Source organism: Nonomuraea sp. B12E4, assembly GCF_039871825.1.
GTDB lineage: Bacteria > Actinomycetota > Actinomycetes > Streptosporangiales > Streptosporangiaceae > Nonomuraea.
Genome location: NZ_JBDPME010000002.1, coordinates 337,800 through 363,710, shown reverse-complemented (window position 1 = coordinate 363,710; position 25,911 = coordinate 337,800). Strand labels below are relative to the sequence as shown.

General features: G+C 69.8%; 29 protein-coding genes. 15 read left to right on the top strand and 14 right to left on the bottom strand.

Annotated elements, in window-relative coordinates:
* Window positions 1-28 precede the first annotated feature (28 nt).
* The 6 genes from ABGB18_RS07485 to ABGB18_RS07460 all read right to left on the bottom strand — a co-directional run bounded on the left by ABGB18_RS07485 (window position 29) and on the right by ABGB18_RS07460 (window position 7,798).
* Window positions 29-1,741, bottom strand: coding sequence for an ABC transporter family substrate-binding protein (locus ABGB18_RS07485; protein WP_347694624.1), 1,713 nt, complete (start codon window positions 1,739-1,741; stop codon window positions 29-31).
* Complete coding sequence (locus ABGB18_RS07480; RefSeq protein ID WP_347694623.1) at window positions 1,738-3,807, bottom strand: ABC transporter ATP-binding protein; 2,070 nt, start codon at window positions 3,805-3,807, stop codon at window positions 1,738-1,740. Before ABGB18_RS07480 ends, ABGB18_RS07485 begins: the two co-directional genes overlap by 4 nt.
* Entirely contained in the window at window positions 3,804-4,646 is an 843-nt protein-coding gene (locus tag ABGB18_RS07475; RefSeq protein ID WP_347694622.1) for an ABC transporter permease, read from the bottom strand. Before ABGB18_RS07475 ends, ABGB18_RS07480 begins: the two co-directional genes overlap by 4 nt.
* 1 nt (window position 4,647) lies before the next feature.
* Window positions 4,648-5,625, bottom strand: coding sequence for an ABC transporter permease (locus ABGB18_RS07470; protein ID WP_347694621.1), 978 nt, complete (start codon window positions 5,623-5,625; stop codon window positions 4,648-4,650).
* 348 nt (window positions 5,626-5,973) lie between these two features.
* A complete protein-coding gene (locus tag ABGB18_RS07465) occupies window positions 5,974-6,966 on the bottom strand; it encodes an aminoglycoside phosphotransferase family protein (protein ID WP_347694887.1) in 993 nt (330 codons plus the stop codon).
* Between the two features lie 25 nt (window positions 6,967-6,991).
* Window positions 6,992-7,798: an SDR family NAD(P)-dependent oxidoreductase gene (locus ABGB18_RS07460; RefSeq protein WP_347694620.1), complete on the bottom strand. Its 807-nt coding sequence runs from the start codon at window positions 7,796-7,798 to the stop codon at window positions 6,992-6,994.
* 177 nt (window positions 7,799-7,975) lie between these two features.
* On the opposite strand from ABGB18_RS07460, the gene ABGB18_RS07455 reads away from it, so the two are divergent.
* Window positions 7,976-8,206, top strand: a complete 231-nt coding sequence (locus tag ABGB18_RS07455; RefSeq protein ID WP_347694619.1) for a DUF4432 family protein — start codon at window positions 7,976-7,978, stop codon at window positions 8,204-8,206.
* A gap of 12 nt (window positions 8,207-8,218) precedes the next feature.
* Here the strand turns inward: ABGB18_RS07455 and ABGB18_RS07450 are convergent, their stop codons facing one another.
* Window positions 8,219-9,046: an amidohydrolase family protein gene (locus ABGB18_RS07450; protein WP_347694618.1), complete on the bottom strand. Its 828-nt coding sequence runs from the start codon at window positions 9,044-9,046 to the stop codon at window positions 8,219-8,221.
* Here ABGB18_RS07450 and ABGB18_RS07445 point away from each other — a divergent pair.
* The 10 genes from ABGB18_RS07445 (at window position 9,036) to ABGB18_RS07400 (ending at window position 16,216) form a co-directional block, all read left to right on the top strand.
* Complete coding sequence (locus ABGB18_RS07445; RefSeq protein ID WP_347694617.1) at window positions 9,036-10,943, top strand: glycoside hydrolase N-terminal domain-containing protein; 1,908 nt, start codon at window positions 9,036-9,038, stop codon at window positions 10,941-10,943. The genes ABGB18_RS07450 and ABGB18_RS07445 overlap by 11 nt on opposite strands.
* 61 nt (window positions 10,944-11,004) lie before the next feature.
* On the top strand, window positions 11,005-11,442 hold the full coding sequence (locus ABGB18_RS07440; RefSeq protein ID WP_347694616.1) for a hypothetical protein: 438 nt from the start codon (window positions 11,005-11,007) through the stop codon (window positions 11,440-11,442).
* Entirely contained in the window at window positions 11,439-11,597 is a 159-nt protein-coding gene (locus tag ABGB18_RS07435) for a hypothetical protein (RefSeq protein ID WP_347694615.1), read from the top strand. The genes ABGB18_RS07440 and ABGB18_RS07435 overlap by 4 nt, the downstream gene beginning before the upstream one ends.
* Window positions 11,576-11,926: a hypothetical protein gene (locus tag ABGB18_RS07430; RefSeq protein ID WP_347694614.1), complete on the top strand. Its 351-nt coding sequence runs from the start codon at window positions 11,576-11,578 to the stop codon at window positions 11,924-11,926. The genes ABGB18_RS07435 and ABGB18_RS07430 overlap by 22 nt, the downstream gene beginning before the upstream one ends.
* A gap of 118 nt (window positions 11,927-12,044) precedes the next feature.
* Window positions 12,045-13,343: a hypothetical protein gene (locus tag ABGB18_RS07425; RefSeq protein ID WP_347694613.1), complete on the top strand. Its 1,299-nt coding sequence runs from the start codon at window positions 12,045-12,047 to the stop codon at window positions 13,341-13,343.
* A gap of 76 nt (window positions 13,344-13,419) precedes the next feature.
* Window positions 13,420-13,791 carry a hypothetical protein gene (locus ABGB18_RS07420; protein WP_347694612.1) on the top strand — a complete coding sequence of 124 codons (372 nt, stop codon included), beginning with the start codon at window positions 13,420-13,422 and terminating at the stop codon, window positions 13,789-13,791.
* Between the two features lie 53 nt (window positions 13,792-13,844).
* On the top strand, window positions 13,845-14,096 hold the full coding sequence (locus ABGB18_RS07415; RefSeq protein ID WP_347694611.1) for a hypothetical protein: 252 nt from the start codon (window positions 13,845-13,847) through the stop codon (window positions 14,094-14,096).
* Entirely contained in the window at window positions 14,074-14,529 is a 456-nt protein-coding gene (locus tag ABGB18_RS07410) for an FGGY-family carbohydrate kinase (protein ID WP_347694610.1), read from the top strand. Before ABGB18_RS07415 ends, ABGB18_RS07410 begins: the two co-directional genes overlap by 23 nt.
* Window positions 14,519-15,541, top strand: coding sequence for a sugar-binding transcriptional regulator (locus ABGB18_RS07405; RefSeq protein WP_347694609.1), 1,023 nt, complete (start codon window positions 14,519-14,521; stop codon window positions 15,539-15,541). Before ABGB18_RS07410 ends, ABGB18_RS07405 begins: the two co-directional genes overlap by 11 nt.
* 222 nt (window positions 15,542-15,763) lie before the next feature.
* Complete coding sequence (locus ABGB18_RS07400; RefSeq protein WP_347694608.1) at window positions 15,764-16,216, top strand: beta-galactosidase; 453 nt, start codon at window positions 15,764-15,766, stop codon at window positions 16,214-16,216.
* Here ABGB18_RS07400 and ABGB18_RS07395 read toward each other — a convergent pair.
* Window positions 16,164-16,307 carry a zinc ribbon domain-containing protein gene (locus ABGB18_RS07395; RefSeq protein WP_347694886.1) on the bottom strand — a complete coding sequence of 48 codons (144 nt, stop codon included), beginning with the start codon at window positions 16,305-16,307 and terminating at the stop codon, window positions 16,164-16,166. The two genes, ABGB18_RS07400 and ABGB18_RS07395, sit on opposite strands and share 53 nt — an antisense overlap.
* A 251-nt stretch (window positions 16,308-16,558) precedes the next feature.
* Window positions 16,559-17,677: an FAD-dependent oxidoreductase gene (locus tag ABGB18_RS07390; protein ID WP_347694607.1), complete on the bottom strand. Its 1,119-nt coding sequence runs from the start codon at window positions 17,675-17,677 to the stop codon at window positions 16,559-16,561.
* 92 nt (window positions 17,678-17,769) lie between these two features.
* On the opposite strand from ABGB18_RS07390, the gene ABGB18_RS07385 reads away from it, so the two are divergent.
* The 3 genes from ABGB18_RS07385 (at window position 17,770) to ABGB18_RS07375 (ending at window position 19,405) form a co-directional block, all read left to right on the top strand.
* Complete coding sequence (locus tag ABGB18_RS07385; RefSeq protein WP_347694606.1) at window positions 17,770-18,126, top strand: helix-turn-helix domain-containing protein; 357 nt, start codon at window positions 17,770-17,772, stop codon at window positions 18,124-18,126.
* Between the two features lie 269 nt (window positions 18,127-18,395).
* Window positions 18,396-18,932, top strand: a complete 537-nt coding sequence (locus ABGB18_RS07380; protein WP_347694605.1) for a hypothetical protein — start codon at window positions 18,396-18,398, stop codon at window positions 18,930-18,932.
* 155 nt (window positions 18,933-19,087) lie between these two features.
* Window positions 19,088-19,405: an alpha/beta hydrolase gene (locus ABGB18_RS07375; protein ID WP_347694604.1), complete on the top strand. Its 318-nt coding sequence runs from the start codon at window positions 19,088-19,090 to the stop codon at window positions 19,403-19,405.
* Window positions 19,406-19,486: 81 nt separating this feature from the next.
* Here the strand turns inward: ABGB18_RS07375 and ABGB18_RS07370 are convergent, their stop codons facing one another.
* From ABGB18_RS07370 to ABGB18_RS07350, 5 genes are all read right to left on the bottom strand, one after another.
* Window positions 19,487-20,554, bottom strand: coding sequence for a C45 family peptidase (locus ABGB18_RS07370; RefSeq protein ID WP_347694603.1), 1,068 nt, complete (start codon window positions 20,552-20,554; stop codon window positions 19,487-19,489).
* Window positions 20,555-20,759: 205 nt separating this feature from the next.
* Window positions 20,760-21,425 carry a lytic polysaccharide monooxygenase gene (locus tag ABGB18_RS07365; protein ID WP_347694602.1) on the bottom strand — a complete coding sequence of 222 codons (666 nt, stop codon included), beginning with the start codon at window positions 21,423-21,425 and terminating at the stop codon, window positions 20,760-20,762.
* 450 nt (window positions 21,426-21,875) lie between these two features.
* Complete coding sequence (locus ABGB18_RS07360) at window positions 21,876-22,574, bottom strand: response regulator (protein WP_347694601.1); 699 nt, start codon at window positions 22,572-22,574, stop codon at window positions 21,876-21,878.
* Window positions 22,544-23,662 (bottom strand): hypothetical protein, encoded by a 1,119-nt coding sequence (locus ABGB18_RS07355; protein ID WP_347694600.1) that lies wholly within the window; start codon window positions 23,660-23,662, stop codon window positions 22,544-22,546. The genes ABGB18_RS07360 and ABGB18_RS07355 overlap by 31 nt, the downstream gene beginning before the upstream one ends.
* Entirely contained in the window at window positions 23,659-24,768 is a 1,110-nt protein-coding gene (locus ABGB18_RS07350; protein ID WP_347694599.1) for a hypothetical protein, read from the bottom strand. Before ABGB18_RS07350 ends, ABGB18_RS07355 begins: the two co-directional genes overlap by 4 nt.
* A 368-nt stretch (window positions 24,769-25,136) precedes the next feature.
* Here ABGB18_RS07350 and ABGB18_RS07345 point away from each other — a divergent pair, with 368 nt between their 5' ends.
* The gene (locus ABGB18_RS07345; RefSeq protein ID WP_347694598.1) at window positions 25,137-25,901 is read left to right on the top strand and encodes a SpoIIE family protein phosphatase; all 765 of its coding nucleotides are present in this window, start codon (window positions 25,137-25,139) and stop codon (window positions 25,899-25,901) included.
* The last annotated feature ends 10 nt before the right edge of the window (window positions 25,902-25,911 follow it).

Sequence of the window (25,911 nt, the reverse complement as noted above, 5' to 3'; positions counted from 1 at the left end):
CGGCCGGGGGTTCACCATGATCGGGAGATCAGCCGGTGAAGCCGACCTCGGTGTAGTCGTAGTACTTGTAGCCGCGCGCACCGTAGTTGGCGAGCGTCTTCTTGCACGCCCAGATGTCGGGGCGCTGGTACAGCGGGATGGTGTGCACCACGTCCCAGATCAGCTTGTCCGCGGCGTTCGCCAGCTCGGCGGCCTTGGTCGGGTCGGTCTCGGCCACGGCGGCGTCGATGGCGGCGTCGATCTTCGGGTCGCTGAGCTTCGGGAAGTTGCTCTCGGAGCCGGTCTTGAAGGCCTGGGCGAGGAAACCGACCGGCGTCGGCGTGCCGATCCATGAGAAGGGCACCAGATCGAAGTCGCCCTTGATGATGAAGTCGTTGAAGAACTTGTCGAGGGGGACAGGACGGATCGTGAGCTTGATCCCGGCTTCCTTGAGCATGGCCTGGACGAGCTCACCCTCCGTCTTCGCGACGGGGGTGTCCGACGGGATCACGAAGTTCAGATCGAACTCCTTGCCGTCCTTCTTGCGGTACTCGCCCTCCTGCTTCCAACCGGCCGCGTCCAGCATCTGCTTGGCCTTGTCCAGGTTGTACTTGCCGAGGTCGCCGGAGTTGTCGACGTAGGACTTGTGGTTGTTCATGAAGATGTGGTTGCCGAGCGTCTGCAGCGGCCACTCCATGTCCTTCAGGTCGGACTGGGTGATCACGTCACGGTTGATCGCGTATTGAACGGCCTGCCGGACCGACTTGTCCTTCAGGTTCGGGCTCTGGTTGTTGACCGTGATGTGCCGCCAGTTCGGGCTGAGCGCCTTACGGATCTGCGTGTCCGGGACCGCCTTGGCCCGCTGCAGGCCGGCCGGGTTGCCCGACTCGATGTAGGCGGCGTCCAGCTCGCCGTTGGCGTAGGCGTTGACCTCGGCGTTCGGGTCGCCGATGGCCCGAAAGATGATCTTGTCGAGCTTGGCCTTCCTGCCCCACCACTTGTCGTCACGCACGAGCGTGAGCGTCTTGGTGCCCTCATCGATGGACTCCACCTTGAAGGGGCCGGCGGTCGCAGGGATCTTCTGGTTCATCCCGTTGTCGAACCCGTCGGTGGACTCGACGTACTTGGCCGGCATGAGGGGAGAGGTGCCCCGGTTGAACAGGCCCTGCCATTCGGGGTACGGCGTGGTAAAGGTGATCACGGCCACCTTGTCCGTGTCACCCTTCTTGACCGAGTCGATCTGCTTCCAGCCGTCCGTGGAGGCGGGCTTGTAGCCCTTCTCCTTGCCGCTCTGGGTCTTCCACGCGACCTCGAGGTCCTTCCATGTGATCGGCGTGCCGTCCGACCACGTGGCCTTGTCGTTGATCGTGTAGGTCACGACCTGCTTGCCGTCGACCGTCTCGTTCTTGATGTCGGTGACGTAGTCCTTGTTCGGGGTGAAGGCGGCGTTCTCATCGGCCATCAGGAGCTGCGGCATGATCGGGTCCATCATGGTCGCCGTGTCAGCCTGGTTGCCGTCGACGTGGTAAAGGTTCCACTGAGTGGGCCACTGCCCGATCGCCAGCGTAAGTGTGCCACCGTCCTTGACCTGCTCGTACGGGACGGCGTTGATGTCGATGGCCGGAGTCTCGGACATCTGCTGCTGGGCCTGCTGCGACTGCTCGGCGCTCGGCTTCTTGGCTTCGCCGCCACCTCCGCCACAGGCCGCGAGAGCCAGGGCCAGGACCGCGATACCCGCGGCTGCCCGGTAACGAACCTTCACTTTTCCTCCTGATCGTCCGAGGCCGTAATGACCTCGATCTCCTCCGCGTAGTGGCAGGCGGCGCCGTGGTCCACGGCGTTCGCGAGCCGAGCAACCGAGGGTTCTTCATCCGCACACCGCCGCCGCTCGGCCTCGCTGAGGAGGGCGAACTTCGGACAACGGGTGCGGAACCGGCAGCCCGAGGGCGGGTCCGCCGGGCTGGGCAGGTCGCCTTCGAGCAGGATGCGCTTACGAGTGCGTTCCAGCTCGGGATCCGGCAGCGGGATCGCTGACAGCAGCGCCTGCGTGTAGGGGTGGGCCGGGTGGTCGTAGACGTTCTCGACCGTGCCGACCTCGGCGATCCTGCCGAGGTACATGACGGCCACGCGGTCGGCCAGGTGCCTGACCACCGCCAGGTCGTGCGCCACGAACAGGTACGACAACCCCAGCCTGTTCTTCAGCTCCTCCAGCAGGTTGATCACACCGGCCTGGATGGAGACGTCGAGCGCGGAGACCGGCTCGTCCAGCACCAGCAGCTTCGGCTCCAGAGCGAGCGCTCGGGCGATGCCGATGCGCTGCCGCTGGCCGCCGGAGAACTGCTGTGGATAACGCTCCGCATGCTCCGGCGCCAGGCCGACGAGCTCCAGCAGCTCCGCGACCTTGCCCCGCGCGTCCTTTCCGCCATGGGCGCGCAGCGGCTCAGCGATGATGTCGCCGACCGGCATGCGCGGGTCGAGCGCGGCCATCGGGTCCTGGAAGACGATCTGCAGGTCGCGGCGGAGCGCCTGGCGTCCCGCCCGGTCCAGCTTGGCGCTGTCCTTGCCGAGCACCACGACGCGCCCGCCCTGCGGCGGCTGGAGCTGCATGATCTGCTGCAACGTGGTGGTCTTGCCGCAGCCGGACTCGCCGACCAGGGCCAGCGTCTCGCCCTCGGCGATGTCCAGCGTGATGCCGTCGACCGCGTACACGGTGCCGACCCGGCGCTTGAAGACCGCGCCCTTCATCAGCGGGTAGTGCCGGATCATGTCATCGAGCTCCAGCACGGTGGCACGCTCGGCACGCGGCACACGTACGACGTCGTTCGGTGGGATGACCGGCACCGGGAATACATCGGCCCCGGTCAGGCCCTTGTGCTCGATCTCGTGCGCGCGTATGCAGGCCACGTGGCGCCCGCCCGAGAACGCGGTCAGCGCCGGCTCCTCGTCGTCGCACATGTCCACCTTCATCGGGCAGCGTGGCGCGAACGGGCACCCGGGCGGCAGCGCCGCGGGGGAGGGCGGGTTGCCCTCGATGGGCACGAGCGGCCCCTCCTCGCCGTCGACCCTGGGGATGGAAGCGAGCAACCCCATCGTGTACGGCATGCGCGGCCGGTAGTAGATGTCGTCCACCGGCCCCTGCTCGACGGGCTTGCCCGCGTACATGACCAGCACCCGGTCGGCCATGCCCGCGATGACGCCCAGGTCGTGGGTGATCATCACGATCCCGGCGCCCGTCTCCTGCTGCGCGGTCTTGAGCACCTCCAGCACCTGCGCCTGGATGGTCACGTCGAGCGCGGTGGTCGGCTCGTCGCAGATGAGCAGGTCGGGGTCGTTGGCGATGGCCATGGCGATCATCGCGCGCTGCCGCATGCCGCCGGAGAACTCGTGCGGGAACGCCTTGGCCCGCAGGTTCGGGTTCGGGATGCCGACCAGGTCGAGCAGCTCCACGGCGCGCTTGGCGGCCTTGTCCTTGGCCACCTTCTGGTGCACACGCACCGCCTCGGCGATCTGGTCGCCGATGGTGAAGACCGGGGTGAAGGCCGACAGCGGATCCTGGAAGATCATGCTGATCGACTTGCCGCGTATCTTGATCAGTTCGTCTTCGTCCATGCCGAGCAGCTCGCGGCCGTGCAGCTTGACAGAGCCGCTGACCTCGGCCTTGGGCGGCAGCAGGCCCATGACCGCCAGCGACGTCACGGACTTGCCCGAGCCGGACTCGCCCACGATGCCGAGGACCTCACCACGCTCGACCTCATAGCTGACGCCGCGTACGGCCTGGATGCCGCCGGGGAAGGTGACGGTGAGGTCGCTGACCTCCAAGATGCTCACGAGTTGCTCCCCGGGTCGAGTGCGTCACGCAGGCCGTCGCCGATCAGGTTCACGCTGAGCACCAGGGCGACCAGGAGGCCGGCCGGGAAGACGAACAGCCATGGATAGCCGGTGGCATTGCGCGAGCCGTCCGCGATGAGCGTGCCGAGCGAGACGTCGGGTGGCTGGATTCCGAAGCCGAAGAAGGACAGCGCCGCCTCGCCGATGATGGCGGTGGAGACGTTGAGCGTGGCGTCAATGATCAGCAACGACGACAGGTTGGGCACGATGTGCCGGAAGATGATCTTCCAGCGCGGGATGCCCATGTAGACCGCGGCCAGGACGTACTCGCGTTCACGGATCGCGAGTGTCATGCTGCGGACCACCCGGGAGGTGATCATCCAGGAGAACGCGGCCAGCAACACCACGAACCAGAGCCAGGAGGCGCCCCTGCTGAGCTGCGGCGAGATGATCGAGATGATCAGGAAGCTGGGTAGGACCAGCAGCAGGTCCACGCCCCACATGAGGATCTTGTCCACCCAGCCGCCGAAATAGCCGGCGAACGCCCCCACGATGGCGGCCAGGCCAGTGGAGATCACCGCCACCAGCAGGCCGATGACGATGGACTTCTGCATGCCACGCAGCGTGATGGCGTACATGTCCTGGCCGATCGAGGTGGTGCCCCACCAGTGGTCGGCGTCCGGGGCCGACATGAAGGCAAGGAAGTCCTTGTCCGTCCAGTCGTAGTTGCCGAAGTACGGGCCGACGTAGGCCAGCAGCACCAGCAGGATCAGGGCGATGAATCCGTAGCGGGCCTGCTTGTTGCGGATCAACCGCCGGAGAACGACTTTCGAACGCATGTCAGCTCACCCGCACCCGAGGATCGAGGGCCGCCACCAGCAGGTCCGACAGGAAAGCGGCACCCAGGACACAGACAGCGGTGAAGAAGGTCACCGCGGCGACGGAGTTGACGTCGTTCTGATGGATCGAATCGACCAGCCAGGCGCCCATGCCGTGCCAGGAGAAGATGCTCTCGGTGAAGATCGCTCCGGTGAACATCGTGCCGAACGCGAAGGCGAAGTACGTGGCGACCGGGATCAGCGCGGTGCGCAGCGCGTGCTTGATGAGCGCCGTCCTGCGCCGCAGGCCCTTGGCCATCGCGGTGCGGACGAAGTCCTGGTTCAACACATCGAGCATCATGTTGCGCTGGATGCGGCTGTAGTACGAGATCAGGCCGAGGCTGAGCGAGATCGTCGGCAGGATCAGGTGGTTCAGCCGGTTGAAGAACTGCTCCAAGCCCGTCAACTTGGGGTTGTACTCGCCGGTGTACTCGACCAGCGTGTGCCCGAGCCCTTGGTTCAGGTTGTACGTGGCGATCGCCAGCAGCGTGGCCAGCACGAACACCGGAATCGCCATGATCACGAACGAGAGAACTCCCGTTAACCGGTCACTGAGCTTGTATTGCCGCACCGCGGACCACGCCCCGACCGCCACCCCGACGGCAAAGCCGAGCAGAGTGCCGATGAGCATCAGCCGAAGGCTGACCATGATCCGCCGCCCTGCCTCCGCGTTCACCGAACCGCCGTTCCACGTCTTGCCGAAGTCGCCAGTGATGACGCCCTTGGCCCAGGTCGCGTAGCGCTGGATGACGGGAACCTTGTCGTTCAGGTTGTACGCGTTCAGGGTCGCGTCGATGACTTCCTCGGGAACAGGTGGCTGACGGCCTTCGTAGGCGGCGCGCGGGTTCATGGTGGTGGCCGCGAGCATGTACGCGAGACTCGCCGCCATGGCTACCAAGATCACATTTATTGCCAACCTGCGAAGCAGGTACTTGCCCATTACTCTCCGTTCGCGCTGACAGGGGACGCGAACTTCCGGTAGGAGAGACGGCCCCGCAACGAAAACCCCATCTCAGGCATGAAATCCACACGAAGCTGAGATGGCGTTCAGGGCGCAGAATATAGGTAAAAAAGTAACAGTCAGAAACCGGGCAACATAACGGTCAGATCACTCACAACGACGCGACCGGATCATCGCCCGCCCTCGACCCAACCCTGCTGACCTGCACAAACAACTGATCAACCGGCCGTTCTCAGGGCGCTCGGCGCGTGTCTTTGTCACAGGATCCGGACAAAATCGGTTGATTCGTGATAGATGTCATGCTCTCGATCGCGGGTATGACGTGAGTCACGTCAGCTCGGCGAGCTTGGCGGCCACCTTGGCATAGGAGTCCCGGACGCCGTCCTCCCTGCCGTGGCGGTGCAGCTCCAGCCGGACGGCTCCGAGGTGCCGGACTTCGTACAGCGACGACCGCCGGCTCGCTGCCGGGCCACGGTCCGGCTCGCCGTACGCCTCCCAGAACGCCACCCGCTCGTCCTGCTTGGCCGCAGCCAGCCGGATGGGCCAGTCGGCCCACGGGTCGCCCCACAACGTGCGGTCGAAGTCGAGTACCCCGGTGACGGTCGGCTCGGGTGCGCCGTCGGCGATCATGACGTTGACGGTCCACAGGTCACCGGTGAGCAGGCGGGGTTCGGTGATCTCGTCCAGCACGGCACTGTGCTCGGCGGCCAGCGCGGCGGCCGTGCGCAGGTCGGCGGCGTCCAGGCCGACGCTCTCGACGTCCGAGGAGATGTCGTGCAGGGACGCGATCACGGCCCGGCTCCACGTGCCGTACGTGGGTCCGGCGACGGGGCCGAACCCCGGGCCGCGCACGCCGTGGACCGTCCTGGCGATCTCCCCGATCCGGCGGTAGAAGGACGCCCAGGCCGGACGCGGGTAGTGGCGCAACCCGTCGGGGGCGGGAACGCCGTCGAGCAGGGTCTGCACCAGGTAGTCCCGGCCGATCAGGTCGTGCGACCAGTCGGCCGCGATCACCCGCGGCATCAGCGGGGCGATCACCGCGAGGTGCGGCACCGTGGCGTACTCGTTGCGCATCATCTCCCGCTCGGAGACGAACTGGCGGCCCGGCTCCGGCGCGAACCGCACCACCACCGGCCGCTCCCGGCCCGCGACAGTGACGCGGTAGGTGCTGTTGTACATGCCCAGCCCCAGCTCCACCGCCGATGACACGCGTGCGCGCGGGCCCAGGACGCGGTGGCAGACCGCCTGGATCTGCTGCGGGGTCACGGACTGCTGGAACGCGTGCGGGGGACGCTTGATCGGCTGAAAATCCACCCCCATCATCTTTCCCCACGGACAGCCACACTCAGGACATCCACCTGCCGCCCGCGACGTCGATCGTCAGCCCGGTGAGCCAGGAGGAGGTGTCGGAGGCCAGGAAGGCGGTCACGTTCGCCACGTCGAGGGGCGTGCCAAGGCGCCCCAGCGGGTGCCCGGCCAGCATGCGCTCCATGGCCTCCGCCGGCATGCGCTCCGCCAGCCGGTCCGTCATGATCGTCGAAGGGGAGACGGCGTTCACCCGGATCCCGGCCGGCCCGAGTTCGTGCGCCAGTTGCCTGGTCATGGCGATGACGCCGGCTTTGGCGGCGGTGTAGGCGACCGAGGCCGGGGTCGGGGTGCGCGCCGCCAGCGACGACATCGTGATGATCGAGCCGCGCCCGCGCCGCCGCATGCCCGGCAGGAAGCTCTTGATGACCAGGAACGCCGAGGTGAGGTTGGCGTGCAGGGTGGCGTGCCAGTCCTCCTCGTCCATCTCGTCGATGGGGCGCGGCCGGCCGGTGCCGCCGCCCGCGAAGATCGCCAGCACGTCCACCGGGCCCAGCCGCCGCTCCGTCTCCGCCCGCATCGCCTCGATGGCGGTGAAGTCGGTGGTGTCGGCGGCCACGCCGATCGCGGCGGTCCCGGCCGTCGTGCCGATCGCCGCCCCCTCGACGGCCACACCGACCGGTGCGCCCTGGATGGCGCGTACGGCGGACTCGATCGCGATGGGGTCACGGCCGTTGACCGCTACCCGCATGCCCTGCTCGGCCAGCACCTTGGCGGTCTCCCGGCCGATACCGCCCGATCCGCCGGTGATCAGCGCCACCCGCCCCTGCAAGTCCGGATACATCATGACTGCGCCCCTCATCTTCGTCCTCATGGGATGTGCCTCCCACATTCCCTGAGGCGCGGCCTCAAAGAATCGCCCCCCGGACTCAACCGGCCCTGCACCCACCGGAGTGCCCACCGGGAACGCCTCTACTCCGGCGGTCGTACACCCCTCGGCGATCGTCCCCACCTCCGGGCGGCGGTGGTCAACGACCGGCTGGGCATGCGGGTCACCGTGGAGTGGCGGGCGAGCGAGTTCCCGTACTTCTTCGAGTGGCTGAACCTGCGCTCGGGCAACTACGCGGTCGGCCTGGAGCCGTCCACCCACCACGTGGCGGGCGACGCGGCGGCCAGGGCGGACGGGAGCATGATCTGGCTCGGCCCGCAGGAGTCGCGTACCTACCACACCACGTTCCGCGTCGAGCGCCCGTGACCGGCCGCGTTGTCACAACCCGTACGCGCGGCGCGCGGTGCCGGCGAAGACGTCGGCCCGCTCGCTCTCCGACAGGCCCGCGCACAGCTCGTCCGCCGCCGCGACGACCTGCCCGTAGTCCGCGGCGAGCAGGCACACCGGCCAGTCGGAGCCGAACATCACCCGCTCGGGCCCGAACGCCTCCAGCGCGATCTCCGCGTAGGGCCGCAGGTCGGCCACCTTCCAGGACGCCCAGTCGGCCTCGGTGACCAGGCCGGACAGCTTGCAGTAGACGTTCGGGTGGGCGGCCAGGTCCCGGATCAGCCGCCGCCACGGCTCCAGCCTCCCGCCGGCGATCGGCGGCTTGGACAGGTGGTCGAGCACGAACGTCAGCTCGGGCATGGCCGCCGCCGTGTCGATGGCGGCGGGGAGCTGGTGCGGCAGGGTCAGCAGGTCGTAGGCCAGCCCGGCGGCGGCCACGGCGGCCAGGCCGCGGCGCACCCCGGGCAGCGCGAGCCAGGCGGGGTCGGGCTCGGACTGCACCCCGTGCCGGATCGCCACCAGCCCGGCCGGCAGCGCGGCCAGCGTCTCGGCGGCGTCGGGCGCCGTCAGGTCGATCCAGCCCACCACGCCCGCGACCAGATCGGACCCGGCCGCCAGGTCCAGGAACTCCTTCGTCTCGTCCAGATCCGGGAGCACCTGGACCAGCACGGTCTGGGTGACTCCCGTCACGGCGGCGGAGGCTTCGAGCTGGTCCAGGGTGAACGTGCGGCGGACGGGCGCCATCTTGTCCGGGTTCAGCCAGGTGTGCGCGCGAAGGCCGAGGTCCCAGACGTGGTGGTGGGCGTCGATGCGGCTCATGAGGTCCCAGATTATCCATCCCTCTCACGACTTTCCCCCCAATGTGCTCTTGAAGAGGAGTAAAGGTGACCAAGGACGGCTACACACGACGTGGCGTGCTCGCGACCGGTTTAGGAGCCGCGGCCGGAACCCTGCTCACGGCCGGCCCCGCCCAGGCGCGTACCGGCGGCGACCCGCTACCCTCTGGTACGGCCGCCCGGCCGCGGAGTGGCTGGAGGCGCTGCCGGTGGGATGCGGGCGGCTCGGCGCCATGGTGTTCGGCGGGGTCGCCACCGAACGGCTCCAGCTCAACGAGGACAGCGTCTGGGCCGGCGGGCCGCACGTCCACGACAACCCGGAGGCGCTGGCCGCGCTCCCCCAGATCAGGCAGTGGGTCTGGGAGGACGAGTGGCAGGCGGCGCAGAACCTGGCCGACCAGAAGTTCCTCGGCAAGCCCAGCGAGCAGGCCCCGTACCAGGTGCTCGGGGACCTCACGCTGACCTATCCCGGATCGGCCGAGTTCACCGAGTACCGCCGCGCGCTGGACCTGACGCAGGCGGTCACCACCGTGACGTTCGTACGCGACGGCGTCCGCCACACGCGCGAGGTGTTCGCCAGCAACCCCGACCAGGTCATCGTCGTGCGGCACACGGCGGACAAGCCGGGCTCGGTAACGTTCCAGGCGGCCTTCACCAGCCCGCAGGCCACGACCACGGCGGCAGCCGGGCGGGACACGATCGCGCTGGACGGCGTCAGCGGCGACACCCAGGGGCTGAAGGGCGAGGTGCGCTTCCGCGCGCTGGCCCGGGCCGAGGCCAAGGGCGGCACGGTGCGCACCGACGGGGGCACGCTGGTCGTCGAGGGCGCCGACGAGGTCACGCTGCTGATCTCCATGGGCACCAGCTACCGCAGCTACAAGGACGCCAGCGGGGACCCCGCCGAGGTGGCCGGGCGGTATCTGCGGCGGGCGGGCGGGAAGCCGTACGAGGTGCTGCGGCGCCGTCACGTGCGGGACTACACGGAGCTGTTCGGGCGGGTGGGGCTCGACCCCGCGAACTACGCGGACCTGCTGGACGACCCCGAGCTGCGCCGCGCCGCACTGGTCACGCTGCTGGTCGCGGCGGCCGGCACCGCCGGGCTGAACCTGATCGGCCTCGGCTTCGCCCTGCTGGTCAACGGCGCGTCGCGGGCCAACACGTTCTTCCGGATCGTGCTGTTCTACCCGCACGTGCTGAGCGCCCTGGTGGTGGGCTTCCTCTGGTCGGCGATCCTGGGCACCACCGGCGCGGTCAACAACCTGGTGACGACGTGGGGCGGGCAGGTGCTGCCCCGTTTCGACAGCCGCGGCCGGCTGGTGATCCGCGCCGCCCGGGCGGGCACCTACACCACGACCTTGTCCGACGGCCGCACGCTCACCACGCCGATCCCCGGCCCCGTGCCCGAGCCCCGTGAGCTGTCGTCGTGGCGGCTCAGGGTGGAGGACTGGCGACCGGGCAGCACCCCTTCACAGACGTCCAAGGCCGTGCACGAGCTGGCACTGGACCGGCTCGCCGCCTGGCGCGACATTCCCGACCTGGCGGACGTCTCAGGAGTGGGTACGTACACGACCCGAATCGACCTGGGCGCGGACTGGGACGACGGGGCCTACCTGGAGCTCGGTGAGGTGACCGACACCTGCCGGGTGCGGATCAACGGCCACCACGTGGACCCGATCGAGCAACTCCACCCGATCGTGGACGTGGGGCCATGCCTTCGGCGCGGCACCAACACCATCGAGGTGGAGGTCGCCACCCCACTCGGCAACCGGCTCAGAGTGGCGGATCCAACGGTTTACGGCGGTCTGACCCGCCAGGCCTACGGCCTCATCGGCCCCGTCCGGCTGGTGCCGTACCGGGAGGCCCGCGTGGGCGGGCCGTGAGGCGGCAGGCCCAACCGGACCCGAGCCGGGGCGGAGCGGCGGGACCTGCGTGGACGCGCCATTGAAGATCACTTTCCCAGCGGCGCCGACGCTCGGCTCCTCGGGGGCGATCGAGATACGCCGCGCGGACGGCGCGCTCGCCGATCGCATCGAGGCGGCCACCGCCAAGACGGACAAGAAGAACATCGGCCGCGCGATCTCCGACACGGGGCTGCCGCACGACCGGTCCCACGAGTCGATCATGATCGACGGCAACAGCGCCAACGTCTACCTGCACCGGCAAGTGGACCACGGCCAGGACTACTACGTCACCGTCGACCCCGACGTCTTCACCGGCTTCGACGGCGTGAGCGATGCCCGGACTTGGCGGTTCAAGACGCGCAAGCAGCCACACCGCCCCGCGGGAAGCCGCCTGAAGGTCTCTGCCTCCGGGGACGGCGACTTCTGCACCGTGCAGGGTGCCATCGACGCCGTGCCGACCGGTAACCAGCGGCGGTGACGATCGACGTCAAGCCCGGCGTCTATACCGAAATGGTCTACGTCCGCGAGGATCGGCCGCACATCACCGTGAAGGGCGCGGGCGCGGGGCGGACCGTGATCCAGTACCCCAACAACGATTTGCGCAGGGCATCGTGTTCGTACGGACGAAGCTGACGAAGGCTCCGGGCGTGCCCGACGGGTCGGTGATGCTCAACCGCAGCGCGACGTGGCGCTTCACCTACAGCCAGGCGGTGTACATCGACACGGTCATGGACACGCACATCGCGCCGGTGGGCTTCCAGATCGATCCGAACGACTGCGCCCAGGCCCAGCCGGCGTCCTTCTGGGAGTACGGCAACACCGACCTGGACGGCAACCCGGTCGACACCTCGCAGCGGCTCGCGTGCTCCCGCCAGCTCACCGAGGACGAGGCGGCCCGGTGGAGCGATCCGGCGTTCGTGCTGGGTGGCTGGGACCCCGAACACGACCCCCGCGCCCGTTGAGGCCGTTCATCGAGGGCCGCGCCAGAGGCGGTGACCGTGGCGGTGAGGCAGTGATGGTGAGAACCCGCGCGGTGATGGGCGCGGATGTGGTGCTGGTGACGAATGGAGTGGTGGCGGAATGACGGGTATGGAAGGCGTCCCGGGCATCGGGGCAGGTGCGGGGGCGCGGGCCAGTCGGCGCGGCGTGCTGGGTGGTGTGCTGGGCGGGATCGGCGTGGCGCTCGTCGCGGGTGGCCCGGCATCCGCGGCGGCGGCCGGAGACGGGAGGACCGCCGGAGCCGGCGAAATCGGTGCGGCCGGGCACGGCGGTAAGCCGGCGCCCAGGCCCGTGGCGCCGGTGAACCAGGAGTCGGCGGTCAAGTTCGGGCCCGAGTACAAGACGCTCCCGTCCGCCGTCGTCGGCGTCGACATCGAGCCGCTGATCGGCATGAACTCGGCCGGGGACATCAAGGCCAGGCGCGAGTTCCTGGCCGGCTATATCTGGAAGGGCGCGGCCCTGCCCAAGACCCTGCCCACCGTCGAGCAGGGGGTGGAGGCGCCGGAGGGGCTGAAGGATCTCACCGGTGTCCGCCGGATCGACCTGCTCACGGTCCAGCTCAAGTACCAGGTCACGGCCAAGGTGTACGACCTCCTCCCCCGCAAGCCCTGGAACCACCGCCTGGCTCTCTATCACAACGGCCACGGCGAGCCCCCCGAGTCCATGATCCGCGCCGCCCAGGCCCTGCTCGACCGGGGCTACCGCGTCATGGCGTACGCGATGCCCTTCCACCACTGGAACGCCCAGGGCATCGAGGACCCCAGCAGTCCGGGCACCATGCTGCCCCCGCCCTCGCACCGCGAGCTGGTCCCGTGGGAGAGCGCGGAGTTCTCCACGCTGACCTTCTTCCTGGAGCCGCTCACCGTCACCCTCAACTACGCGCAGCAGGCCTACCAGCCCAAGTCGGTCGAGATGATCGGCCTGTCCGGGGGCGGCTGGACGACCACCGTCTACTCGGCGCTCGACCCCCGCGTCACCCGCAGCTACCCCGTGGCGGGCTCGCTGCCGTTCTTCCTGCGGCCGGCCTCGCCGAAGCCGAGCCCCACGATCGGAGACTTCGAGCAGACGAAGGCGTCGTTCCCCGGCTTCTACGCCGCGAGCTCCGACGACTTCCTCGACATGTACGTGATGGCCTCGATCGGCGAGAACCGGGGCCAGCTACAGATTCTCAACCGCTTCGACGAGTGTTGCTTCAACGGCGTGAGCCACCGCGTCTACCAGGCGCCGGTGCGCGACCGGGTGCGGCTGATGGCCGGCGGGCGGCCCGAGCGGGGGCGGTGGGACCTGCTGGAGGACGCCACGCACGACGACCACACCATCTCGCCTCACGCCCTGTCAGTGATCCTGTGGGACCTTGACAGGTCACAACCTAATATATGAATATAGATACATTTTTGAATAGATATTCAGCTCGGGAGTGGCCATGGCGGGCAGGACGTTTTCCCACCGACGCAGAGTGATCGTCGACACCGACGCCAAAAACGAGGCCGACGACCAATTCGCGATCGTGCACGCCCTGCTCTCCCCGAGCCTGGATATTCGCGGCCTGGTGCCCGCGCATTTCGGCAACCGGCGCACCAGGCAGAGCCTGGAGGAAAGCCGGGCGGAAATCGACCTGCTGCTGCGGCTGCTGAAGCTCGACGACCTGGAGCCGCTGGCGGACAAGTGGCGGGCGTTCGGGTGGGAGGCGGTCGAGGTGGACGGACACGACCACCTGGCGCTGCTGGAGGCCCTGACCACGCCGTGCGAGGCGTCCCGCCCGCGCTGCCTGATCGCGAGAACCGTGAAGGGGCGAGGGGTGTCGTTCATGGAGGACCGGGCGGAATGACATCACTAAGTGCCGGATGCCGAGCAGGCCCGGATGGCGCTCGAGGAACTGCGTTGATCACAGAAGAGACGCACGACTGCAGGGACGCCTTCGCCGCGGAGCTGCTGCGGCTGGCCCGCGCCGACTGCCGGATCGTGGCCGTGTGCAACGACTCGGTGGGGTCGAGCAAACTGGCCGGGTTCGCCAAGGAGTTCCCCGACCGGCTGGTCAACGTCGGCATCGCCGAGCAGGACATGGTCGGCATCGGGGCCGGGCTGGCGAACTCGGGGCTGATCCCTTCGCGTGCGGGGCGGCGACGTTCCTGACGGCCTCGACAGCCGCAGGGAGGATCTCGCCCGGGCGGCCGTCGACTCCATCGGACTGCAGGTCGGCGATGTCGTGTCGGCGCTGGAGCGGATGGCGGGACCCGTGGACGAGTTGCTGGCCGACGGCGGCCCGACGGCCAACTCCGACCTGATGCAGTGGCAGGCCGACATCACCGGGCGGCCGGCGCGGGTGGCGCGGCGGCCGGAGCTGTCGGCGCTGGGTGCCGTGCGACTGGCCGGGTTGAGCGCCGGTGTATGGTCCCGCCGGGAGGTGTCCACGTTGCCCCGCCACGGTCGGCGCTACACTCCGATTCTTTCGTCGAGCGAGCGTCGCCGCGCGCTTGCGGATTGGCACTCGGCAGTGGCCCGGGCACGCCATCAGACCAGCAGGAGCGGCGGAGCCGAAGCGGAGGCCAGCGATCGTGGGAGCTGACAGTCAGTTCGAGAAGGGCCGTTCAGGTGGCGAGCCCCTGAGATACAGCGGTCGCCGGCTCAGCCAGGAGTCCGAGCGCATGCGGCTCCTGGTGCGGGTCGCTCGCCTCTACCATGAGCACGGCGTGCGCCAGCCGCAGATCGCCGCGCAGCTCCGGATCTCGCAGCCGCGGGTGTCGCGGCTGCTCAAGGAGGCTGCCGAGATCGGCATCGTACGCACGGTCGTCGTGGTGCCGAGCGGCGTGCACGCGGTGCTGGAGGAGGACCTGGAGCGCAAATACGGCGTTGAGCAGATCATCGTCGTGGACGCCGCGGGCGACAACCACGACGTCGTGGCCGCGCTGGGCTCGGCCGGCGCCACCTACCTGGACGCCACGCTGATCGGCGGCGAGCACCTCGGCATCTCCTCGTGGAGCGCCAGCCTGCTGGCCACCGTGGAGGCGATGCAGCGGCGCCCGGTGCGGGTGGCGGAGGAGGTCGTGCAGCTCATCGGCGGGGTGGGCAAGGGGTCCGCGCAGGTGCAGGCCACCCGGCTGGCCGCCCACCTGGCCGACCTGATCGGCGCCGAGCCCGTCTTCCTGCCGGCGCCCGGGCTGGTCGGCAGCCCGGTGGCGCGGCAGGCGCTGTCGGACGACCACGTGGTGCGCCAGGTGGTGGACGCGTGGTCGCGGCTGACGACCGTGCTGGTGGGGATCGGCAGTCTCGACCCGTCGCCGCTGCTGCGTGACAGCGGCAACGCCATCTCGGAGGACGAGTTGGAGACGTTGCGCGGGCTGGGCGCGGTGGGTGACGTGTGCCTGCGCTTCTTCGACGCGGAGGGGCGGCTGGTCGAGTCGTCGCTGGAGGAGCGCGTCCTCGGCATCCCGGCGGCGGACCTGCTGCGCGTGCCGCGCCGGATCGCCATCGCGGGTGGCCGCAGGAAGACGGCGGCGATCCGGGCCGCGCTGCGCGGGGGGTGGGTGAACACGCTGATCACGGATGTGGGCGTGGCCGAGCAGCTCCTCAAGGACTGACGTACCTCCGGTTAGACAAAACGTTTTAACCCTATACGGGGAGATCTTCGGGCATCATCCCTCACTTGCACGTGATCTACGTGACAAGGGAAACATGAGTGCAACAAAGCCATTCCTGGGCATTGACCTGTGACGGTGAATAAACATGTATCCATAAAACGTTTTAACGTCCGAAGACACCCGCGCACCGGTCCGTCGCGACACGGGAGAACGTGACCCCCCATGACGCCGCCACCGCCCCCGACGAGCAGACCCGGCATCCGCTTCGGCACGGCCTACTACTGGGAACACCTGCGTGCCCCCGACCTCGAACGCGACCTCATGGCCCAGGCCAGGATCGACACCATCCGCGTCGGCGAGTCCGTCTGGTCCACCTGGGAGCCGCGTGACGGCGAGTTCGACCTCGACTGGCTGACGCCCGTGCTGGACGGAGCGCGGGAGCGCGGCATGGGCGTGCTGCTCGGCACCCCGACCTACGCGATCCCGCCGTGGCTGCAGCGCAAGCATCCCGAGCTCGCCGTGGCGCGGGCCGACGGCAGCCGGAACCCCTGGGGCGCCCGCCAGGAGGTGAACTTCACCTCGCCGATCTTCCGCGCCTACGCCGAGCGGGTGATCCGCGCCGTCATCGGCCGCCACGGCGGGCAGCAGCGGCATGCCCTGCCGCCGTGTCCCTGACATTCCTGGCCGCGTTCACGTCCGCGTTGTCCTGATGCCCGCAGGCCACACACCGGAAGAGGGCTTGGCTCTCGCGGCTCTTCCGGGCGATGTACCCGCAGGCGTTCTACGACCGTCACCGACAAAACCGGGAGGCCCGCATGCCCCACCATTCCGCGTTTCCTGCCCGCCCTGTAGGACGGGGCCTCCACGCTGTAGGCGCCCGGTGACGATGGTGCCGCTGTTCTCGCTGTCCCGCGAGATGGGGCGGAATCGGCCGCGCGGGTTCGGCGGTGACGTGCCCCCACGGGCTCGGTGGTGGGGGCGTGCTCCCACCACCGAGCCCGCGCCCGGCCGTGGGTGTCAGGCCGCTCCGGCGGGGTCCGGGGCGTCGAACAGCGCCGCACTGCGCTCCACCAGCATCGTGCGGCCCTTGATCTCCGCGGCCATCTCCGGGCCCGCGATCCCGTCCTGGCCGGGAAGCTGGCCCGCGCCGCCCTCGGGCCCGAGCGGCACGAGGATGACGGTCGGCCACCGCTCGTACGCGGCCGGCTCGCCGTCCCCGGTGATCAGCGCGCGGATGTTCGCGGCCACGAGCTCGCCCTGCGCGCCCGCGAACCCCGCCATGTTGAGGTCGGCGTCGGCGATGTCGCCGATGGCGAAGACCCGGTCCTGGCCCTTGACCCGCAGGTGCTCGTCCACCTGGACGTAGCCGCGCGCGTCGAGCGCCCCGGCGAGCGAACCCCGCAGGTAGCCGGTGCGCGGCGTCACGCCGAAGCAGCGGAACCAGATGTCGGCCGTCAGCTTGTCCCCCGCCTCGGTGGCCACGGCGACCGGCGCGGCGGTGGCCGGCGGGGCGCTCGGGAGCTCCCGCAGCGGGCTGCCCAGCTTGAGCTCCACGCCCAGCTCGCCGAGCTGCCTGCGCAGCTCGTCACGCAGCTCCTGGTCGTACGCGCCCGGCAGAATGTCGGGCGAGACGTCGGCGAGGATCACGTGCTTGCCCGGGAAGGACGTCTTGATCTCCCCGGCCAGCTCCAGCCCGACCGGCCCGGCGCCCACCAGCAGCACCCGGTCCGCCCCCGCCAGGGCCGCGTGCGCGTCGCGCGTCCTGGCCTTGGACCCCTCGGCGTCCGGCACGTCGCTCTTGGCCGGGAACGGGTAGGACGAGCCCGTCGCCAGGATCAGGTAGTCGGGTTCGAGCCGCTGCCCCGAGGCCAGCGTCACCTGGCGGCCGTCCACCGCCACGGCGCGGTCCCGCAGGAAACGGCCATGGTTCAGCAGCCGCCGGTACGGCAGGTAGATCTGGTCCAGCCAGTCGGGCTGCACCAGGGCCCGCAGGGCGGCGACGTTGTGCATGAAGGCGTCGGACGGGTCGACGAGCGTCACGTCGGCGACGTCGTCCAGCACCTTGGCGGCCTTGGATCCGCCGTAGCCGCCACCCAGGACCACGACGCTGGGGCGCGCGGCCGCGTTCTCGACCATGAAGAACTCCCTTGCTAGTAATGGAGGTGCTGCTACGCTAATACTACTGACTAGGAAAATCAAAGTGACAGTGATTCTGCTAGTGTGGAGGCATGTCGACAGGCCCTTCACAACATGACGTGGAGGCCTGCGAGCGCGGCGACGTCGCGTTGACGCGGGCCTTCGCCGTGCTCGGCAAGCGCTGGAGCGGCGTCGTGCTGGGCAGCCTCCGGCAGGGCCCGGCCGGGTTCCGCGAGCTGTCACGGGCGATCGAGGGCGTCAGCGACTCGGTCCTCTCGGACCGGCTGTCCGAGCTGACCAAGGAGGGCCTGATCGCCCGCACCGTGGACCCCGGACCGCCGGTCACGGTCTCCTACGAGCTGACCGCCGGCGGCCTCGCCCTCATGCCGGCCCTCGACCTGATCGCCCGCTGGGCCGAGGAGCACCTGCCCCAGGGCCAGCGGTGCTGACCGCCGTCCGGGTCAGAGCTGGATACCGAAGAGCACGACGGCCCGCGGCCGATGTCGATCATTCCTCGCGGACGGCGATCGGCGGTGCCGGAAGGGATGGGCGGGCTGAGGCGGTGGGGAGCGGGTGTCGATCGGGCCGGAGCACATCGGCGAACTGGTGCCCGCCAGAAATCAGACCATTTGTCATCAGATAGCCGGATATCTACCGCTCCGGCGCGGGTAGGTTGCCCACAGAGCCTCTGTCAAACCTGCGAAGGAAGTGGTTCCCCGTGCTCTACCTCTTCGGCTTCGAACGGATCGGCGTGGCCGTGAGCGACATCTACTTCGTGGACCCGAACCCCTCCAAGGGGCAGGAGGGAGCAGAGCGAGGAGTACGCCTCGAACTCCGCCTGATCGAACCCGGCGAGCTGCAGGGATCCATCTACTCGGCCCGGCCCATCACCGTCGAGCGGCCCGTGTGGCGGGTCGACCTGCTGGAGTCGGTCGACGGCACGCCAGGCAGCTTCGACCGTACTCACCACCACCCCGGCATCGACGGGTGGGAACCGGGGCGGCGGGTGTTCGACAAGGGGCTGTCCGCCGACCCGCTGAAGTGGCTGGGCGAGCGGCTGGCCGACCTCGAAGGCGTGCTCGAACAGGCCGGGGTCAAGAGTGACGAGGTGACCCCGGCGGACGTGACCGGTCTGCGCGACCGTGCGCCCGAGATCGTGGAGACCGTGAGCCGCCTGCTCGTCAGCGTACGCGCGGGCGAAAGCGACCCGCCCGACGCCGAGTCGGCCACCAACCTCCGCGCAAGCTGGCTCTGACCTCAACCCCACCCCCGCCGCGAGCTTCCGCCCCCCGCACCCACCGACCCCGACCGGCCGGATCTCTCCCCGGCGGTCTCCTCCGGGCGGGCGGGGGTGCGTATCGTCGGCAGGGTGACGACGATGACGCGTGCCGCCCGCCGGACGGACTGGTGTTGCGCTCACCGTTCACCGACCTCGCCGCCGCGGGCCGGGCCAACTACCCGTTCCTGCCGGTCAGGGCACTGCTGCGGGATCGCTTCCCGGTCGCGGAGAGCATCGCCGCCGTCCGGGTCCCCACGGTCGTCGTGTACGGCACCCGCGACACGATCGTCCCCCCGGGCCTGAGCAGGGCGGTGGCCGCGGCGGCCGGCGGGCAGGTGACGACCGTGGAGGTGCCCGGCGCGGGCCACAACGACCTAGCCATGCTCAGCGGCCCGCGGCTCATCGGCGCGGTGACCGGCCTGGCCGATCGGATCGGCGGATCCGGCTAGATGAGCGCAATCCCCGCATCCACGGCCGGGACGCGCCTGCGATGAGTGTGTGGACCGACTCAGGCCGGTTGCCGCCGAAGGTCAGAACGTCTGCCAGGTGGATTCCGTGACCCGGCACGGGCCGCCCCGGTGCACGCGCAGCCGTCCGGCGGGCAGGTCCAGGCCGATCGTGGCGAGCGTCTCCCAGCGCTGGTTGAGCGGCATCGTGAGGTCCGGGTGGGCGCAGACCGGCGCCTCGTCGGGGCCGTGGCTGAGCAGGGCCAGGGCCCGCGCGGTGAGGTCCTCGCCGGTGAGGTGCTCGACGTTGGCCTGCAGGTGCCGCTGCCTGAGGTACGTGCTCGGACGGTCGGTGGCGTGCCGCTCGCCGGCCGCCAGCGCCGGATCCAGGAAGTGGTTGCAGTGCAGCAGGACACCGTCGGGACCGGGCGGCACGACGGCCACGCCGGCCGGGGAGATCTCGATCGCCGCCGCCTCCGTGGCGGTCACGACCGTGATGACGGTCGAGGCCGAGACCGTGGCCGAACGGGCGATGTCCACCGCCTCCGCCACCGTGGTCGCCTCGTCCAGGATCCGGCGGGCGATCAGGTGCACGGGCACGCCGAGATCGGCGGAGTCGGCGTCGTGGTGCAGCATGTTGAAGTGCACGCCCAGCCCGGCGCTGTTGACCCCGATCTTGGCCAGCGCGCCGGCCTCGGTGAACGTGCGGACCACGTGACCGGGGCGGGGTGACAGCTCCCACAGCACCGGGGCGTCCCGCAGGCGGTCGTGCCAGTCCCAGGTCTGCACCGTGCGCGGCGGCCGGCCGCCGCCCGGCAGCACGACGGAGGTGGAGCACTCGCCCTCGCCGGTCGCGTCGGCGGCGGCCAGGATCTCGGTACGCGCGTTGACGACCGCGACCTGCCAGTGCTCCAGCCCGGCGCCCGCCGCGATCCCGCCGATCTCCTCGGCCAGCCAGGGAGCCCAGGCCGCGCTGCGGTCGAGCGCTCGTTCGCCCCAGGCGCGCACCTGCGCGGGCGTGGCCCCGGCGGCGGTGAACAGGTCGGTGTACCCGTTGAGGTTGGCGACGATCCGCCGGCGCAACTGGGTGCCCAGTTCCTTGCCGCGGGCGCGGGGCTCGGACTGTGTCGAGGTGAAGGTGGGAAATGTCATGGACGTCCATCGGCTCGGCAGGACCTTGGCGAAATGATCACTACCCGGACAGGACGGTCGTGAACCCGACTTTTCGGATTTCGCGGGCACGACGCGGCTTCACAACCGCCACAGCGCACGACTGAAGGACGACAACGCACCTGCCACCGCGCACGACTGAAGGGGCCGGAGAGGATCGTCCTCCGGCCCCTCCGCTCCCGGCCGATCAGCTGAAGATCACGTCACTGCAGAAGTAGTATGTCTGGTCCATGTGCGAGGCCTTCCAGATCGTGTAGACCACGTGCCGGCCGGTGCGGGACCCCTTGCTGATGCCGTTGATCATGTACGTGCCGGCGGGCGCGTACCTGGGCATCTCCTTGACCAGCTCCAGGTGGTTCCAGCCGAGCCGGGTGGTCGTCGCGTTGTAGCCCTGGCGCGTGATGTAGACGCGGATGTAGTCCGCGCCGTGGTAAGCCTGGTCGGTCAGGCGGATGTCGAAGGTGCTGCCGAGGTTCGTCGCCGTCCACGCGCCCGGCGTGTCCATGGAGCGGTAGCGGCCGTCCTGGGTCTGGCCGGCGCTGCAGAGCTGGCCACTGGGGATCGCGCCCTGGTGGTTGCCGCCGACGTTGTCGCGGTAGAGGCCGTTCCAGTTCCACATGGCGTTGGTGTTGTCCTGCCAGGCCTGCCAGCACATGGGGTCGCGCTGCTGCATGGTCGGGTTCTGGAAGTCGCTGCCCCAGCGCAGCCAGCAGCCGTAGTTGCGGGAGGCCGGATCGACGACCGAGCCGTGCGCCGAGGCGTTGCCGGACAGCGGGAGGGCGAAGATCATCGCCGTGGACAGCAGCAGAGCCAGGGCGCGGTACGCCCGGCGGTGTGGTGCGACTTTCGACATGGCGGTCTCCATGTTCCGGTCGGGGTCCGGTAGGTGGGAGCGCTCCCGCCCGGCGACGGTATCTGACGCGACAAATGCCGGACAAATGACGGCTCGCTGTCAACGTGGCGCCCTCTTCCGAGTGCCCTGCTCGACGTACGCATTGAGCAGCGGCAAGGGCTTTCCCGACCCCGGAATCACGGGTTGAAAGTTTCAACCCCCGGCCGAAACACCCACCCGCCGACCAGGAGACGAACCTTCCGTCCCCGGACCGAAGGTGCCCTTTCTCCAGCGGCCTCACAAGATCGGGAGCCATCGAGGTCAAGATCGGGAGCGACGTGCCGCATCCTGCCACCGGCACCCCGCGGCCCGGCGGCAGCGCCCTCACCCCTGACGCTCCGGGACCGCCCGTACGCACCCCTGGAGGGTCCTTGACACGGTCCCGGACGGGCCCGCCGGCCGGCACCGGTCTCAGTGGGGATCGGGCTCCGAGGCGGCCGCGCGTGAGGTGTAGACGGTTACCTCGTCCGGTTGGACCAGGCCGTCCTGGATGGCGCAGATGAGCAGCTTCTCCTTGGTGGGGGCGGGCCGGCCGGCGGCGGCGTACTTCACCCGGGCCCGGTCGATGTACTGCCGGACCGTTCGTTCCTTGATGCCCATCCGGGCCGCCACGGACGCCTTGGACATCGACTGGAACCAGAACAGCAGCGCCGCCCGCTCCTTGTCGGAGAGTTGCGGGCGGTGCGGTCCCTCGTCGGTGGCGATGGCCTGGGCCATGGGCGGCGTGACGGTCGGCCGGTCGGCGGCCACCTCCATGATCGTCTCCAGGCAGGTCTCCCGGGTGGCCCGGCCCTTGCCGATGAAGGCCGAGGCGCCCGCGTCCAGGACCGCGCGTACGGTCTCCGGCTCCTCGTGCTCGGAGAAGACGATCACCCGCTGCCCGCCCGCGCACAACTCGGCGACCCGGTCGACGACCATGGTGCCGTTGAGGTTGAGGTCCAGCAGCAACACGTCGGCGGCCGTGCCGCGGACCGACTCGATGGTGGGCCCCTGCACCACCAGTTCCACCGGGCACGGCGGGCAGAACCACGATCTGACCCCGTCCACCACGACCTGGTGGTCCTCCACCAGCGCCACTGTCACGGGTCCTGCCAGATGCTGTTGACCCATACCTCCCCTCCTTGTCGTTGGTAGGTGACGACGACCCCGCTGGGCTCGTGTACCGGGGTGGCGCTGACGGTCAGGTCGTCGTTGTCGGCGACGACGGCCACACTCACCATCGTCGACATCGCGGACACCGTTACCCTGGCCCGCGACCTGGCCCCGTCGAGCGCCTCGATCGGTCCTTTGAGCAGGTCCTCGCGCACTCCCTCTGGCAGTTCGGGGAAGTTGCCGCCGAACGGTGGCGCCGTCACGAGGACCTGACGCCGCTCGGCGGCGTCGATGTGCTCACGCAGCGCCGACACGAGCTCGTCGGGCACGTCCTCGCGCTCGGTGATGAGCCGCCGCAGCCGCATGGCCCCGGCGGTGCAGTCCTCGCGCACCCGGGGATCGCCGGGGTCGGCCCCGTCGGCGAGCTGCTTGAGCAGCGACTCGGCCACGTCGCGGATGGCGGCGTAGCGGCGGAGGCGGTCGGCGTGGATGCGGCGCGCGGACACCCGCCAGGCGTCGTCGGCGGCGAGCCGGCGGGCCAGCATCACGGCGTCCTCGGCGCGGACGCGCAGGGTGTGGCACCCGGCTATATAGCACACCTGGAGGGTGGCGCTGCCGACGATGACCATCAGGAATTTGGCGATGGCGACGCGGTCGAGCATCCCGGCCACGGCCATCGCCGCGAGCATGATGCCGGTGTTCGCGACCAGGAACGCGGTCAGCTCGCGCCGCCAGCGCGGCCGGTTCCAGAAGAGCATGACGCCGACCCAGCCCACCGAGCCCCAGCCCCAGTCGCTGGGCCCGAGGACGTCCTGCGGCCGGCAGGCCACGATCACGGCGACGTCCACGGCCAGCACGGCGATCGCCAGCTCGCGTACCCTGGCCGGGCCGGTGTGGGTGCGTACCAGCACGACCCCGGTGTACGCGGTGATGGCGCTGTAGGCGACCCAGGACACGGCGGCGAGCGCCGGCCAGCGGAAGGCGCTCCAGCCGGTGATCGTGACCGTGAGGTCGTAGCCGAGGTGCCAGAGCACGGCGATCACGATCGCGCCGAACGTGGTGTAGCGGGCATAGCGCTGCGCGACCTGCTCGATGTCCTCGGTCATGGCCGCCACCACAGGCTCACCCGGGTGCCGGCGGCCCCGGAGGAGATGTCGGCGCCGGCGTTCGGCAGGGTGCGCATCGTGTCCAGGATCGAACCGCGCACGCCGAACCGGTCGGAGGGCACCCGGGCCAGGTCGAACCCGCCGCCGCGGTCGGCGACCTCCACCCTGACCTCGCCGTCGCGCCGGCTGGAGACCAGCTCGGCCTCGCGCACCCCGGCGTGCAGCGCGACGTTCGCCAGCGCCTCGGTCACGGCCCGGGCGAACCGCTCCGCGACATCCCCCGGCACCGTCTCCGGGATCAGCCGCCGGCGTACGTCGATGCCCCTGGCCCGCCCGGCCACCTCGTCCAGCAGCGCGTCCAGGGCGATCGGCGCGGAGTCGGCGCGCGGCGTGTCTCTCAGCTTCTCCAGCGCCGCGAGGTCGGCCGCCGCCTGGTCGCGCAGCGTGGCCGAGGGCTCGTCGTAGGTGCCGAGCCCGACCATGGTCAGCGTGTGCAGCGACGTCTCATGGATGCTGCCGACCTGCTTCAGCTCGTCCTCGCGGCGCAGCCGCTCGACCATGAGGGCGATCTCGGCGCGCGCGCTCCCGCGCAGGAACGCGTCCGCCGAGGCGGCGGAGCGGCGCAGCAGCGTCATCAGCACCGTGATGGACAGGACCTGCACGAAGTGGATCCCGAGCGTCCCGATCCCGTCCTGGTACGGGGCCGCCAGCCGCAACCCCACCAGGTACGCCGCCGCGATCGCCAGGCCGATGGGCACCGCCAGCCGCGGCCGCCAGACGGTCGCCATGACCACGATGGTCACCGTGACCAGCCCCCCGACCCAGCTCGATCCGCCTTCGAGCGCGTCCCCCGCCACGAGGTGAGGTTGCGCCAGGCACAGCACGGTGGTGGTCGCCGCATCACTGGCCACCAGCCAGGAGGGCAGCGGATCCCGGCTCCGGGCCAGCCGCAGGAACAGCACGCTCAGCACGAGATCGATCGCCAGCATGGGCGCCAGCCACGCGGCGGAGACCGGCGGAACGGCCCCGAGGATCGCGGCGGCGATCGCCACCAGGCCCACCACGCCCCGCGCCCCGCCCCCCACCAGAGTGACGGCCCGTTGCATGTGCCTGGTTGCCGAGTCGTATCTCGTGGAACCACGCTGGAACATGGGCCGCCCGCTCGCCGAGAGAGCACAGGACGGGATTCAGAATAATGCACCCGATAGGGATGGGAAGGGTGCGTAAAAAGAAACGTGAATGGGATTCTCCAGTGCTGGCCGCGGGTGTGGACATGGGTCGCATGGCTTTTTCCCTCGCGCCGGATCTCATGCGGCATGCACCGCTCTCCTCGAACCCTGACCCGTCGCCGCCCGCGCGGCATGACGGCTGATCGGCCGTCAGACCCCCACGACGGCCGATCAGCCGTCAGTCGCGCCCTTTCAGAAAAGCGTGTACTGGGCGAGTGTCGCGATGACGCGACGGGAGGGGACCCATGACTTTCTTCGTGATCACATTTCTCATCTCGTGCCTGTCGGTGATGACGGTGCGCGGCCGGCGCGGGAACTGGCCGGCCGGCATGCCGGGGGGGCGGGCCCGGCTCATGGCCGTGGGCGGTACGTACGAGGGCTCGCAGGGCCTGCCGTCCGACGCCTACGTCATCCAGGAGCGGCTCATCGCCGCGGCCCACGGCACGGGGGGAACCGAGCTGGGCCACACGGCCGCCGCGCTGGCCCTGGGCGCGGTGGTCGGGGCCAGGCCGCAGCACGCCGGGACGCGGGAGCAGGACCTGGACGGCAGCACCCAGGCGGCGCACCGCGCCGTCCGCACCGCGTCGCTGCGCAACCCCGCCACCCCCGAGCTGGTCAGCACCCTGGACCTGATCGTCCTGGACGCGGGCGAGCGGCCCCGGCTGCGCTTCGCCCACGTCGGCAACGGCGCGATCTGGCACTGCCCGAAGGGCCGGGAGCCGCAGCCGCTCACCACGACGCACTCCTTCGACGACGGCCCGCTGCTGCGCGGCGTCGGCATGTCGTCGGCGCTCAATCCCGAGCTCGGCGCCGTGTCGCTGAGCCCCGGTGACCGGGTCGTCATCGTCACCGAGGGCGTGCTCAAGGCCCTCGGCGTGCCACGCATGAAGCAACTCCTGACCGGCGCGACCTCCCCGGTCGCCTGCCTGGACAGGCTGTACGACGAGATCGCCGCCGCGGAGCCGAAGGAGGACGCCACCGTCCTCATCGCCGACTTCGTGACCGCGTGATCTGAGCCGG